Genomic DNA, 12,025 nt, shown 5'->3' on the forward strand with positions numbered 1-12,025 from the left:
GTTACGTGCATGATGATCGCCGCCTCCCAGACAAAAAGAGACTGCTCATGAACTTGCGCCTCACACTTGGCCTTGCCCTCTCTGCCGCGCTACTGACAACCACCGCCGAAGCCACGCCCGCCCCGGACGCCCTTACGCCATTGCTTAACGCCATTGGCGAACGCATCGCCATCGCCGACCAAGTGGCACTGAGCAAATGGGATAGCCATAAACCGGTAGAAGACCGTCAGCGCGAGCGAGAAGTCATTGCCGCCGCCGTCGCCCAGGCACCGGTCTACAAGCTGTCCGGTGAAACCGTGGAAGCGTTTTTCAGCGCCCAGATAGAAGCCAACAAACTGGTGCAGTACATCGACCTGTCCGACTGGACCCTGGAAGGCAAGGCCCCGGACCTCCCACGCCCGGACCTGGTGGGGCAAATCCGCCCACAGCTTGATCGACTGCAAAAACGCCTCTTGCAACAACTGGCCGATTTCGCTCCCTACCGTACCGACCCGCAGTGCCCGCAATGGCTGGCCCGGGCCACCCACAACGACAAACAGCACCCGGTGCACCGGCTTGCCCTGATCCGGGCGACTGCGGAACTGTGCATAGCCAAAAACTGAGGCAATACACATCCCCCTTGTGGGAGCGAGCCTGCTCGCGATAGCGGTGTGTCAGGCAATAGCAATGTTGCTGAGCGATCGCCATCGCGAGCAGGGCTCGCTCCCACAAGGGGACTTCAGTGTTTGAACTCCCTGGGTTGGGCCAATCGCCGCCTTGTCCTATGCTGCATCCAACACTTTCAGTTTCCGGTCGATTTTTATGGGTCGTGTCTTTCCTGGCGTTTTGTTGCTACTGGCACTGCCCGCAGCAGCCCAGATCTACAAATACACCGACGCCGACGGCAATACCGCCTACAGCAACCAGCCACCCCAAGGCGTACCGGCACAGACGGTGGAGTTGCCGCCGCTCAACAGCATCGAACATCAACCCCCAAGCAACCCGGACACGCCGGCGACCCCCGCCAACAGTGAGGCGCCGCGCAAGGCCTACGACATACTCGAACTGACGGACATCCCCACCGAAGAAGCCCTGCGCGCCAACAATGGCACCTTCACCGTTGGCGTCCGGGCGCAGCCGCGCCTGCAAAGCCCTCATCAGTTCCGGCTGCTGCTGGACGACCAGCCCTACGGCCAGCCCTCCAACGTGCCGCGCCTGCAACTGGTGAACATCGACCGGGGCGAGCATCGTCTGGCGGTCCAGGTCATCGACGGGGATCACCTTGTGCAACAGAGCGACACCGTCACCTTTACCGTGCAGCGGGTGCACCGGCCATGATCCGTTGGATGCTTGTGCTGTGCCTGTCGCTGGTCGCCTTCCCGGGGGTAGCGCAGGTCTATACCTACGTCGACGCCCAGGGCAATCGTGTCTTCACCGATCAACCGCGCCCCGGCAATGCGAAGAAGGTCCAACTGCCACCGGGCAACCGGATGACCACGGCGCCCGCCGCCACCACCTCGGCACCGGCCTCCGCAGAGCAGCCCACGCCCCTGTTTCATTACGAAATGCTGCGGCTGCTGATCCCGGAACCGGATGCCACGATACGCAGCACAGCGGGGGACTTGATCGTCACCGCTACCAGTGAGCCGAGGCTGAAAAAGGGCCATCGCTACCGTCTGCTGCTCGACGGCCGGCCCACCGGCGAACCAGGACCAAGCCCGGTGTTTGCCTTGAACAACATCGATCGAGGCACTCATCACCTGGCGGTGGAAATCCTCGATGAGCAAGACCGCATCGTCGAGCGCACCGCCAACCAGCCCTTCCACATGCAGCGCACGTCGCTGGCGCAGAAGCGCCGTATCAAACCCTGCGCTACCGCCGACTATGGCCAGCGCCCCGAATGCCCCCTCGCCGACAAACCCGAAGAAGAAAGCAGCATCCTGCCATTCTTCTAACGCCGTCATGACGATGCACTATATTGGTGCATAACGTTGCGCCACTACTCAGCTGCCAACCCATTTTGGTTCGAAAGTACCCGGTAAAACTGGCAGAACGCCACGCAATCGGGCGAAAAAACCTCTTTTCAGGCTCTAAACGCTTCTTTTCGGAGCCTTGGTTTGGTTTTTGCATTTTCCTTCTATCAGCGCATTCATTGCGCGCGCAATTTGGGACCGGCCCCGAATTGCCACGCATCAAAAGAGGTCCCGATGACCATTAGCGACGCACTACACCGCTTGCTACTCGATAACCTCACCACCGCGACCATTCTGCTCGACGCCGAACTGCGCCTCGAGTACATGAACCCGGCGGCGGAGATGCTCCTGGCCGTCAGCGGCCAGCGCAGCCATGGACAGTTCATCAGCGAGTTGTTCACCGAATCCGCCGAGGCACTCAACTCCTTGCGCCAGGCCGTGGAGCAGGCTCACCCGTTCACCAAGCGCGAAGCGATGCTCACCGCCCTGACCGGCCAGACGCTGACGGTCGACTACGCGGTGACCCCGATCCTGAGTAACGGCGCCACCCTGTTGCTGCTGGAAGTCCACCCTCGTGATCGCTTGCTGCGCATCACCAAGGAAGAGGCGCAGTTGTCCAAGCAGGAGACCAGCAAGATGCTGGTGCGTGGCCTGGCCCACGAGATCAAGAACCCCCTCGGTGGTATCCGTGGCGCTGCGCAATTGCTGGCCCGGGAGCTCCCTGAAGAAAGCCTCAAGGACTACACCAACGTCATCATCGAGGAAGCCGACCGCCTGCGAAATCTCGTGGACCGCATGCTCGGCTCCAACAAGCTGCCCTCCCTGGCCCTGTGCAATGTCCATGAAGTACTGGAGCGAGTCGGCAGCCTCGTGGAAGCCGAGAGCCAGGGCTGCATCACCTTGGTGCGCGACTATGACCCGAGCATTCCCGATGTCTTGATCGATCGTGAACAGATGATCCAGGCCGTGTTGAACATCGTGCGCAACGCGATGCAGGCCATCGGCAGCCAGAACGAGCTGCGCCTGGGCCGCATCAGCTTGCGCACCCGCGCCTTGCGCCAGTTCACCATCGGTCATGTGCGCCATCGCCTGGTGACCAAGATCGAAATCATCGACAACGGCCCGGGCATCCCCACGGAATTGCAGGAAACCATCTTCTTTCCCATGGTCAGCGGCCGTCCGGACGGTACCGGGCTGGGCCTGGCCATTACCCAGAACATCATCAGTCAGCATCAGGGCCTGATCGAGTGTGAGAGCCACCCCGGCCACACCACCTTTTCGATCTTCCTGCCACTGGAACAAGGAGCCACATCGACATGAGCCGTAGTGAAACCGTGTGGATCGTCGATGACGACCGTTCTATCCGCTGGGTCCTGGAAAAAGCCTTGCAACAGGAAGGCATGACCACCCAGAGCTTCGACAGCGCCGATGGCGTGATGAGCCGCCTGGCTCGTCAGCAACCGGACGTCATCATCTCCGACATCCGCATGCCCGGGGCCAGCGGCCTGGACCTGCTGGCGCGGATTCGCGAGGAGCATCCCCGGCTGCCGGTGATCATCATGACCGCCCACTCCGACCTGGACAGCGCCGTGGCGTCCTACCAGGGCGGTGCCTTCGAATACCTGCCCAAGCCGTTCGACGTCGATGAAGCGGTGTCGCTGGTCAAGCGCGCCAACCAGCACGCCCAGGAACAACAGGGCCTGGAAGAAGTGCCGGCCCTGGCCCGCACACCGGAAATCATCGGCGAAGCACCGGCGATGCAGGAAGTGTTTCGCGCCATCGGGCGCCTGAGCCACTCCAACATCACCGTGCTGATCAACGGCGAGTCCGGTACCGGTAAAGAACTGGTGGCCCATGCCCTGCACCGCCACAGTCCACGGGCGGCATCGCCCTTCATCGCGCTGAACATGGCCGCGATCCCCAAGGACCTGATGGAGTCCGAACTGTTCGGTCACGAGAAAGGTGCATTCACCGGCGCGGCCAACCTGCGACGCGGACGCTTCGAACAGGCCGACGGCGGCACCTTGTTCCTCGACGAGATCGGCGACATGCCGGCCGACACCCAGACCCGTCTGTTGCGCGTGTTGGCGGACGGCGAGTTCTATCGGGTGGGCGGTCATACGCCGGTCAAGGTCGATGTCCGCATCATCGCCGCGACCCACCAGAACCTGGAAACCCTGGTTCACGCCGGCAAATTCCGTGAAGACCTGTTCCATCGCCTGAACGTGATCCGCATCCATATCCCGCGCCTGGCGGATCGTCGCGAAGACATCCCGACCCTGGCCAGGCATTTCCTCAGCCGCGCCGCCCAGGAGTTGGCGGTGGAACCCAAGCTGCTCAAGAGCGAGACCGAGGAATACCTCAAGAACCTGCCGTGGCCCGGCAACGTGCGCCAGCTGGAGAATACCTGCCGCTGGATCACGGTCATGGCCTCGGGACGTGAGGTGCACATCGGTGACCTGCCGCCGGAACTGTTGAGCCTGCCGCAGGATTCGGCTCCGGTGACCAACTGGGAACAGGCCCTGCGCCAGTGGGCCGACCAGGCCTTGGCCCGTGGCCAGTCGAGCCTGCTGGACAGCGCCGTGCCGAGCTTCGAACGCATCATGATCGAAACCGCCCTCAAGCACACCGCCGGCCGCCGCCGCGACGCCGCCGTGCTGCTGGGCTGGGGTCGCAATACCTTGACCCGCAAGATCAAGGAATTGGGGATGAAGGTCGATGGCGGGGATGATGATGAGAGCGATGAGGGCTGAGCAGCCTTTGGCTTTTCGCTGAAATCTGAAGGCCAATCGCGAGCAGGCTCGCTCCCACATTGGACATCGGTGTCCGCGCAGTTATGTGGGAGCGAGCCCTGCTCGCGATGCTTTTGAAAGCGCCATGCACCACACCGATGCACCACGAACCGCAACCGAGCGCCTCATACGGGGCCAGGCCGATCGATTCACCTCGAAAAACCCTGCCGCAAAAAAGCCAAAGCCCCGGAATACGGGGCCTTGCGCGACATCAGAAGGTTTTATGTGACAAGCCATTTAAAACTGGCACGCCCCCTGCAATAAACCAATCACTACCCAGTTTCGGGGACCTTGGTACAGGCAGGCCGGGGATTCCCCATTTTATCCGGGCTCATCCGAGCCCACCGTTTTGGGGGCCTTGATACAGGCAGGTCAAGGTTTCCCTTCTTTACACCCAGGGCTGGATCCTCTCGATCGCCCTCCCGTTTTGGGGACCTTGGTACAGGCAGGCCGGGGATTCCCCTCTTTTATTGCTCCTGGAGACGGACCTCCAGCCGCCAGCGGGCGTCCACCTCGCTGCCGGTCCACTCACCTCGCAATGGACGCGCCGCCACCAACGTCAGCAGCAACCCCTTGTCACTCAAGCGCACCCGCCAGTTCACGTCCTTGCCGTTGAGCTTCAATTGCCCCTTCTGCGCCGGACCTTCAGCTTCGAATAACAGCGCCACGGAGCCATCGACGATTTCCCCGTGCAGCTTGGGTTCGTCATTGAACCAGGCCACCAGCACCCCATCGCCCACCTCGATCCGCTCCAACACACTCGGTTCGGGGTTGGTCAGGCGACCGATCATCAAGCCAATCATCAGGCCAAAGATTGCCAGCGAGCCCATGACACGCGGGAATAGCTTCGAACGCTCATCGGTTTGCAGCGTAGAATGCGCGTCATCTTTGTTATCGGAGCCGTGCATGTTTCACGTCATCCTTTTTCAACCGGAAATTCCACCGAACACCGGCAATGTCATCAGGCTCTGCGCCAACAGCGGCTGCCACCTGCATTTGATCGAACCGCTGGGCTTCGAAATGGACGACAAGCGCCTGCGCCGTGCCGGCCTCGACTACCACGAGTATGCCACCTTGCAGCGCCATGCAGACCTCGCCAGTTGTCTGGAAAGCCTCGGTCATCCGCGCCTGTTCGCCTTCACCACCAAGGGTTCGCGGCCCTTTCATGACGCCAGTTTCGTCGCTGGCGATGCGTTCCTGTTCGGGCCTGAAAGCCGAGGCCTGCCGGCCGACGTGCTGGACGCACTACCCGCAGAGCAGCGCTTGCGCCTGCCGATGCGAGAAGGCTGTCGCAGCCTGAACCTGTCCAACACGGTGGCCGTGGCTGTTTACGAGGCTTGGCGGCAGAACGGGTTCGCCTGAACCCATAACGCCAGAAACTCCTGTGGGAGCCGAGCTTGTGGGAGCCGAGCTTGCTCGCGATGGAGTCGACACGGTTCAACTTTAAACCGCGTCATCGTTCATCGCGAGCAAGCTCGGCTCCCACAGGGCTCGCTCCCACAGGTTTTGTAGCCAGCTGTCGGACGCTTATTGAACCGTCGCGCCGCCTTCTTCCTGCATGCGCTGCAGCTCTTGGGCGTACAGGGCATCGAAGTTCACCGGAGCCAGCATCAGGGCCGGGAACGAGCCACGGGTCACCAGGCTGTCCAGCGCTTCACGGGCATACGGGAACAGGATGTTCGGGCAGAACGCGCCCAGGGTGTGGCTCATCGAAGCGGCATCCAGATTCTTGATCAGGAAGATCCCGGCTTGTTGGACTTCAGCGATGAACGCCACTTCGTCACCGTTCTTCACAGTAACCGACAGGGTCAGCACCACTTCGTGGAAGTCTTCTTCCAAGGCCTTCTGGCGGGTGTTCAGGTCCAGGCCTACGCTCGGCTCCCACTGCTGGCGAAAGATCGCCGGGCTTTTCGGGGCTTCGAAGGACAGGTCACGCACATAAATGCGCTGCAAGGAGAATTGCGGTGCGGCTTCTTCTTCGCTGGCAGCTGTGTTCTGTTGGTCAGTCATCGCAGATCCTTCTCACTTTCAGGTTCTTTAGGGGATTCAGGCCTTGAGCATCGCGTCGAGCTTGCCGGCGCGCTCCAGGGCAAACAGGTCGTCGCAACCGCCCACGTGGGTGCTGCCGATCCAGATCTGCGGCACGGACGTGCGTCCGGCCTTCTGGGTCATCTCGGCGCGCAGTTGCGGCTTGCCGTCGACCTTGATCTCTTCGAAAGCCACGCCCTTGTTCTGGAGCAGGAACTTGGCTCGGGAACAATAGGGGCAGTAATCGCTGGAATAGACAACGACGTGGGGCATCTCACTTCACCAGGGGCAGGTTGTCGGCTTTCCAGGTCGCCACGCCACCGGACAGCTTGGCGGCAGTGAAACCGGACTTCATCAGTTCGCGGGCATGGGTACCGGCCGTCTGGCCCATGGCGTCGACCAGAATGATGGTCTTGGCCTTGTGCTTTTCCAGCTCGCCGATACGTGCGGCCAGTTTGTCCTGGGGAATGTTCAGCGCGCCGACAATGTGACCGGCGGCGAATTCCTTGCCCGGGCGAATGTCCACCACCACGCCGGCATCCTTGTTGACCAGCGCGGTCAGTTCGGCGGTGCTCAGGCTGCGGCCGCCGCCCTGCATCGTATGGGCGACCAGCAATGCCAGCAGTACGACGAAGATACCGACGAGAATGTAGTGGTTAGTGGCAAATTCAATCAGGTGAGCAACCATCGAAGGAGGTTCCAGGGCGTTAAAATGTCGGCCAGTATACACAGCACTCAGGGTCGGCCAAACCCCGCCCGGCGGTGACGGCACCGGAACTTACCTTTAAACTGCCCGTCCCTTTTCCATCGTCTTCTTTTAACCAGCCACGAGTGGATTCCATGACTACCACGCCTAAACCTTTGGTCCTGATGATTCTCGACGGCTTCGGTCACAGTGACAGCCACGAATCCAACGCTGTGTATTCGGCCAACAAGCCTGTACTGGACCGCCTGTGGGCCACCGTGCCGAACGGCCTGATCTCCGGCAGCGGCATGGACGTCGGCCTGCCGGACGGGCAGATGGGCAACTCCGAAGTCGGCCACATGAACCTCGGCGCCGGCCGCGTGGTTTACCAGGACTTCACTCGCGTCACCAAAGCGATCCGCGACGGCGAGTTTTTCGAGAACCCGACCATCTGCGCCGCCGTGGACAAAGCCGTAGCGGCCGGCAAGGCCGTGCATTTCATGGGCCTGCTGTCCGACGGCGGCGTGCACAGCCACCAGGACCACCTGATCGCCATGGCCGAACTGGCCGTCAAGCGCGGCGCAGAGAAGATCTACCTGCACGCCTTCCTCGATGGCCGTGACACCCCGCCGAAAAGCGCCGCCTCTTCGATCGAGTTGCTGGACACGACCTTCCAGACGCTCGGCAAAGGCCGCATCGCCAGCATTGTCGGCCGTTACTACGCCATGGACCGCGACAACCGCTGGGACCGTGTCGCCCAGGCCTACAACCTGATCGTCGATGGCAACGCCGAGTTCAGCGCCGCCACCGCTCAGGAAGGCCTGGAAGCCGCCTACGAGCGCGGTGAAAGCGACGAATTCGTCAAGGCCACTACCATCGGTACACCGGTCAAGGTCGAAGATGGCGACGCCGTGGTGTTCATGAACTTCCGTGCCGACCGCGCCCGCGAGCTGACCCGGGTCTTCGTCGAAGACGACTTCAAGGAGTTCGAACGCGCTCGCCAGCCAGAACTGGCCGGTTTCGTGATGCTGACTCAGTACGCCGCCAGCATCCCCGCACCGTCGGCCTTCGCCGCCGGCAGCCTGGAAAATGTCCTGGGCGATTACCTGGCCAAGAATGGCAAGACCCAGTTGCGCATCGCCGAAACCGAAAAATACGCCCACGTGACGTTCTTTTTCTCGGGCGGCCGCGAAGAACCGTTTCCGGGCGAAGAGCGCATCCTGATCCCATCGCCGAAAGTCGCCACCTACGACCTGCAACCGGAGATGAGTGCCCCGGAAGTCACCGATCGGATCGTCGACGCCATTGAAAACCAGCGTTACGACGTCATCGTGGTCAACTACGCCAACGGCGACATGGTCGGTCACAGCGGTGTGTTCGAGGCGGCGGTCAAGGCCGTGGAGTGCCTGGACACCTGCGTTGGACGCATCGTCGAAGCGCTGGAAAAGGTCGGCGGCGAAGCGCTGATCACGGCCGACCACGGCAACGTCGAGCAGATGTCCGACGAATCCACCGGCCAGGCCCACACTGCCCATACCACCGAGCCGGTGCCGTTCATCTATGTCGGCAAGCGCGACTTCAAGGTCCGCGAGGGCGGCGTGCTGGCCGACGTGGCGCCGACCATGCTGATGCTGCTGGGCATGGAAAAGCCGGCGGAAATGACCGGAACTTCGATTCTGGTCTGACATCTCGGCCAACCCCAACCCACCCTGTGGGAGCAAAGCTTGCTCGCGATGGCGATCGGACGGCCAGCATTTTTGTTGAATGTACTGGCGTCATCGCGAGCAAGCTTTGCTCCCACAGAGGTTTGGCGGTGATTTGGTGCCTGACACCAGCCCAGTTATCACACAGCCCCAAATGGGCGTTTTTTTTGCGGCGTGGGGCGGGCATACTAGGCCGTCCCTTTCCCTGGTATCGCCCGCCTCTATGCTTCGCGTCCTGATAGCCCTCGCTCTGACCTGCCTGCTCCAACCGGCCTTCGCTGACGAGCGCGCGCAAACCCAACAGCAGTTGGAAGCCACGCGCCAGGACATTGCCGAGCTGAAGAAGCTGCTGGGCAAGCTGCAGGAAGAAAAAGCCGGCGTACAGAAAGACCTGCGTGGCACCGAGACCGAGATGGGCAACCTGGAGAAACAGGTGGATGCCCTGCAAAAAGAGCTGAAGAAAAGCGAATCCGAGCTGCAGCGGCTCGATGGAGAGAAAAAAAAACTCCAGAGCGCGCGCACTGAACAGCAACACCTGATCGCCATCCAAGCCCGCGCGGCCTATCAGAGCGGCCGTCAGGAGTACCTCAAGCTGTTGCTCAACCAGCAGAACCCCGAGAAATTCGCCCGCACCCTCACCTATTACGACTATCTGAGCCAGGCACGCCTGGAACAACTCAAGAAATTCAACGAAACCCTGCGCCAACTGGCCAACGTCGAAAAAGACATCGAACTGCAGCAGGCCCAGTTGCTGGTGCAGAAAAGCAGCCTCGACACCCAGCGCGAAGAACTCGAGAAAGTTCGCAAGGAACGCGCGGTGGCCCTGGCCAAGCTCAATGACGATATGAAGGCACGGGACAGCAAGCTCAAGGCTCGCGAGCAGGACCAGGCCGAACTGGCAAACGTGCTGAAGACCATCGAGGAAACCCTGGCCCGCCAGGCGCGAGAGGCAGAGGAAGCGCGACAGAAAGCGCTGATCGCCCAGCAGGAAGCCGAAAAAAAGCGCCTGCGTGAAGCCCAGGCCGATGCGGACTCGGACGATGCACCACGCAAACCCGCGAAGTCCAGCCCTGGCGCATTGGTTTCCAGCGATGGCGAAACCTTCGGCGGCGCCTTTGCTTCCGCCCGGGGCAAACTTCCATGGCCGGTCAATGGTCGATTGCTTGCGCGCTTTGGTGAAACCCGCGGCGACGACACCCGTACCAAGTGGGACGGTGTGATGATCAGCGCATCCGCCGGCAGCCAGGTGCATGCCGTTCATGGCGGGCGGGTAGTGTTCGCCGACTGGCTGCGCGGCGCCGGCCTGCTGGTGATCCTCGATCACGGCAACGGTTACCTGAGTCTGTATGGCCACAACCAGACGCTGCTCAAGTCGGCGGGGGATGTGGTCAAGGCCGGAGAGTCCATCTCCACGGTCGGCAACAGTGGCGGGCAGGATACGCCTGCACTGTATTTCGCAATTCGTCAGCAGGGTCGCCCCAGTGACCCGGCCCAATGGTGTCGTGCGCAAGGATAAGCGCGCCCATCCAATTAAGGAGTTCGTTCGACATGCTGCATTTGTCCCGCCTCACCTCGCTGGCCCTGACGATCGCCCTCGTGATCGGTGCACCCCTGGCTTTTGCCGCCGGACCGGCACCATCGGCGCCTGCCGCCACGGCCGCCACCACCAAGGCCCCGTTGCCACTGGACGAACTGCGCACCTTTGCCGAAGTCATGGACCGGATCAAGGCCGCCTACGTCGAGCCGGTGGATGACAAGATGCTGCTGGAGAACGCCATCAAGGGCATGCTCAGCAACCTCGACCCGCACTCCGCCTACCTGGGGCCGGAAGACTTTGCCGAATTGCAGGAAAGCACCAGCGGCGAGTTCGGCGGCCTGGGCATCGAAGTCGGCAGCGAAGACGGCTTTATCAAGGTGGTCTCGCCGATCGACGACACCCCGGCCTCCAAGGCCGGGATCCAGGCCGGTGACTTCATCGTCAAGATCAACGGCCAGCCGACCCGCGGCCAGAGCATGACCGAAGCCGTAGACAAGATGCGCGGCAAGATCGGCCAGAAGATCACGCTGACCCTGGTGCGCGATGGCGGTACGCCATTCGACGTGACCCTCACCCGGGCGGTGATCCAGGTCAAGAGCGTGAAGAGCCAACTGCTGGAGTCGGGCTACGGCTACATCCGCATCACCCAGTTCCAGGTCAAGACCGGCGAAGAAGTCGCCAAGGCCCTGGCCAAGCTGCGTAAGGACAATGGCAAGAAACTCAACGGCCTGGTCCTGGACCTGCGCAACAACCCTGGCGGCGTGCTGCAATCGGCGGTGGAAGTGGTGGATCACTTCATCACCAAAGGCCTGATCGTCTACACCAAGGGCCGTATCGCCAACTCCGAGCTGCGCTTCTCGGCCACCGGCAACGACCTGAGCGACGCCGTGCCGCTGGTGGTGTTGATCAACGGTGGCAGCGCCTCGGCCTCGGAAATCGTCGCCGGCGCCCTGCAGGACCAGAAACGCGGCGTGGTCATGGGCACCACCAGTTTCGGCAAAGGCTCGGTGCAGACCGTCCTGCCACTGAACAACGACCGTGCTCTCAAGATCACCACTGCGCTGTACTTCACGCCCAACGGCCGTTCCATCCAGGCCCAGGGCATCGTTCCGGATATCGAGGTGCGCAAAGCCAAGATCACCAACGAGCAGGACAGCGAGTACTTCAAGGAAGCCGACCTGCAAGGTCACCTGGGCAACGGCAACGGCGGCGCCGACAAACCGAGCGGTTCCGGCGGCAAGGCCAAGCCGATGCCGCAGGATGACGATTACCAACTGGCCCAGGCCCTGAGTCTGCTCAAAGGACTGAACATCACCTCCGGCCGCTGA

Annotated in this window: 13 protein-coding genes; 9 read left to right on the plus strand and 4 right to left on the minus strand. The window is 61.7% G+C overall.

The window, feature by feature from the left end; translation table 11 throughout:
• Positions 1-47: 47 nt before the first annotated feature.
• The 5 genes from CGA22_RS12630 (at position 48) to ntrC (ending at position 4,705) form a co-directional block, all read left to right on the plus strand.
• Positions 48-602 (plus strand): chorismate mutase, encoded by a 555-nt coding sequence (locus tag CGA22_RS12630; RefSeq protein ID WP_041024721.1) that lies wholly within the window; start codon positions 48-50, stop codon positions 600-602.
• A gap of 199 nt (positions 603-801) precedes the next feature.
• Positions 802-1,317, plus strand: coding sequence for a DUF4124 domain-containing protein (locus CGA22_RS12635; protein WP_041024720.1), 516 nt, complete (start codon positions 802-804; stop codon positions 1,315-1,317).
• Complete coding sequence (locus tag CGA22_RS12640; protein ID WP_041024719.1) at positions 1,314-1,934, plus strand: DUF4124 domain-containing protein; 621 nt, start codon at positions 1,314-1,316, stop codon at positions 1,932-1,934. The genes CGA22_RS12635 and CGA22_RS12640 overlap by 4 nt, the downstream gene beginning before the upstream one ends.
• 252 nt (positions 1,935-2,186) lie before the next feature.
• On the plus strand, positions 2,187-3,272 hold the full coding sequence (glnL, locus tag CGA22_RS12645; protein WP_024778068.1) for a nitrogen regulation protein NR(II): 1,086 nt from the start codon (positions 2,187-2,189) through the stop codon (positions 3,270-3,272).
• The gene (gene ntrC, locus CGA22_RS12650) at positions 3,269-4,705 is read left to right on the plus strand and encodes a nitrogen regulation protein NR(I) (protein WP_041024718.1); all 1,437 of its coding nucleotides are present in this window, start codon (positions 3,269-3,271) and stop codon (positions 4,703-4,705) included. Before glnL ends, ntrC begins: the two co-directional genes overlap by 4 nt.
• Positions 4,706-5,211: 506 nt before the next feature.
• Here ntrC and CGA22_RS12655 read toward each other — a convergent pair.
• On the minus strand, positions 5,212-5,652 hold the full coding sequence (locus CGA22_RS12655; RefSeq protein ID WP_041024717.1) for a hypothetical protein: 441 nt from the start codon (positions 5,650-5,652) through the stop codon (positions 5,212-5,214).
• Between CGA22_RS12655 and trmL the strand changes: the two genes are divergently transcribed.
• Positions 5,651-6,106, plus strand: coding sequence for a tRNA (uridine(34)/cytosine(34)/5-carboxymethylaminomethyluridine(34)-2'-O)-methyltransferase TrmL (gene trmL, locus CGA22_RS12660; protein WP_024778065.1), 456 nt, complete (start codon positions 5,651-5,653; stop codon positions 6,104-6,106). The genes CGA22_RS12655 and trmL overlap by 2 nt on opposite strands.
• Before the next feature lie 165 nt (positions 6,107-6,271).
• Here trmL and secB read toward each other — a convergent pair whose 3' ends face one another.
• The 3 genes from secB to CGA22_RS12675 are packed head-to-tail and all read right to left on the minus strand — an operon-like array spanning position 6,272 to position 7,460.
• Complete coding sequence (secB, locus tag CGA22_RS12665) at positions 6,272-6,754, minus strand: protein-export chaperone SecB (protein WP_041024716.1); 483 nt, start codon at positions 6,752-6,754, stop codon at positions 6,272-6,274.
• A gap of 36 nt (positions 6,755-6,790) precedes the next feature.
• Complete coding sequence (gene grxC, locus CGA22_RS12670; protein WP_003186737.1) at positions 6,791-7,045, minus strand: glutaredoxin 3; 255 nt, start codon at positions 7,043-7,045, stop codon at positions 6,791-6,793.
• Between the two features lies 1 nt (position 7,046).
• Positions 7,047-7,460, minus strand: a complete 414-nt coding sequence (locus CGA22_RS12675) for a rhodanese-like domain-containing protein (protein WP_041024715.1) — start codon at positions 7,458-7,460, stop codon at positions 7,047-7,049.
• 152 nt (positions 7,461-7,612) lie between these two features.
• On the opposite strand from CGA22_RS12675, the gene gpmI reads away from it, so the two are divergent.
• The 3 genes from gpmI (at position 7,613) to CGA22_RS12690 (ending at position 12,025) form a co-directional block, all read left to right on the plus strand.
• Positions 7,613-9,142, plus strand: coding sequence for a 2,3-bisphosphoglycerate-independent phosphoglycerate mutase (gene gpmI / locus CGA22_RS12680; RefSeq protein WP_041024714.1), 1,530 nt, complete (start codon positions 7,613-7,615; stop codon positions 9,140-9,142).
• A 241-nt stretch (positions 9,143-9,383) separates the two neighbouring features.
• Complete coding sequence (locus CGA22_RS12685; protein ID WP_041024713.1) at positions 9,384-10,676, plus strand: murein hydrolase activator EnvC family protein; 1,293 nt, start codon at positions 9,384-9,386, stop codon at positions 10,674-10,676.
• Between the two features lie 32 nt (positions 10,677-10,708).
• On the plus strand, positions 10,709-12,025 hold the full coding sequence (locus CGA22_RS12690; protein WP_041024712.1) for a S41 family peptidase: 1,317 nt from the start codon (positions 10,709-10,711) through the stop codon (positions 12,023-12,025).

The sequence above is a fragment of the Pseudomonas sp. PSB18 genome, assembly GCF_014596565.1.
Classification (GTDB): Bacteria; Pseudomonadota; Gammaproteobacteria; order Pseudomonadales; family Pseudomonadaceae; genus Aquipseudomonas.